The following is a 1,315-nucleotide window of genomic DNA, read 5'->3' as shown; positions in this document are numbered from 1 at the left end:
GGTACGTTATACAAACATCCTTTACAAAGTTATATAAACATCGTTTACACTTTTTAGCTTGCAATTTGAATCAAAAATCAGATTGCCATGCCTTGGAAAGACACAACGATTATGGAACAGAAAATTGAATTTATTTGTGAATGGCGGACAGGTAAGTACACCATTACGGAGCTTTGTAAAAGGTTTGAGATATCACGACCAACCGCTTACAAAATCATTTCCCGATTCGAGAACTGTGGTTATGAAGGATTACTAGAACTATCGAGAAAACCCAGAGGTACGCATCCTAATGCAACCAATGCAAAAGTGGTAAATAGGATTCTTGAGTTGAAAGAAAATCATAAGCTGTGGGGGGCAAAGAAAATATGGAAATTGTTATATAAGGATTATCCAGCTGAAGATATCCCAACTGTTTTGACAGTGCATAATATCCTTAAAAAGCACGGATTAGTTAGTCCTCAAAAACGACTCCGAAGGGTCAAGCCAATTCACCCTATTTTTGACCCTAAAGAGTGTAATGAAGTATGGAGTGCTGATTATAAAGGCAAATTTTTAATGGGCAATAAAAAGTACTGTCACCCCTTGACCATAACTGATTCAAAAAGCAGGTTCATTTTTACAGCAAAAGGACATTATAAAGAGAATTTACAGTCAGCTAAGTCTGAGTTTACAAAGGTTTTTAGGAAATATGGTATCCCTAAACAGATTCATACAGACAATGGAAGTCCGTTTGGATCTGTCGCAGCGATCCAACGGTTTACCAGGCTTTCATATTGGTTTATTGAGCTAGGAATCTTGCCTGTTTTTTCCGATCCTGCTCACCCGGAACAGAATGGTCGACATGAACGCATGCACCGCGATTTAAAGGCTGCATGCTCCAAGCCTGCGGCTTACGATTTAAAAGCGCAACAGAGGCGCTTAAATCGTTTCGTTCGGGAATACAATCATGTACGACCACATGAAGCATTAAATATGGAAACCCCTGCTTCAGTGCATGATTTCTCGACAAGGTCTTTTCCTGAAAAAACACCTAAATTTGATTATGAATCAACCATGAAAGTGTTGAAAGTAACCAAGAGTGGTGCCGTGCGATGGGGAGCTTACAACTGGGTATATTTATCTGCATCATTGAAAGGAAAATATGTTGGAGCACTGGAGATAGGTAACGGAATCTGGAGAGTATTTTATAGAAACGTATTTTTAGGATACTTTAATCAAAATGAATTAAGAACTAAAGAACAATCAGTAAGGTTAGAAACTAATTTAGTGTAAAGTCTAATCTATAACTTTTGTAAACGATGTATCTTAACGAACA

The 1,315-nt window shown here is 37.7% G+C and carries 1 protein-coding gene; it reads left to right on the top strand.

Features of this window, described 5'->3' with window-relative positions; genetic code table 11:
* Positions 1–87: 87 nt before the first annotated feature.
* On the top strand, positions 88–1,272 hold the full coding sequence (locus tag KDU71_RS22730) for an integrase core domain-containing protein (RefSeq protein ID WP_212193426.1): 1,185 nt from the start codon (positions 88–90) through the stop codon (positions 1,270–1,272).
* The last annotated feature ends 43 nt before the right edge of the window (positions 1,273–1,315 follow it).

It is taken from the genome of Carboxylicivirga sediminis, from assembly GCF_018156225.1.
Taxonomy (GTDB): Bacteria; Bacteroidota; Bacteroidia; order Bacteroidales; family Marinilabiliaceae; genus Carboxylicivirga; species Carboxylicivirga sediminis.
The sequence above is the reverse complement of the archived record's forward strand: the minus strand, read 5'-3'. Positions and strand labels throughout refer to the sequence as shown.

Excerpts from the sequence above, each read along its gene's own strand:
- KDU71_RS22730 (WP_212193426.1), top strand. The coding sequence starts at position 88 with ATGCCTTGGAAAGACACAACGATTATGGAACAGAAAATTGAATTTATT.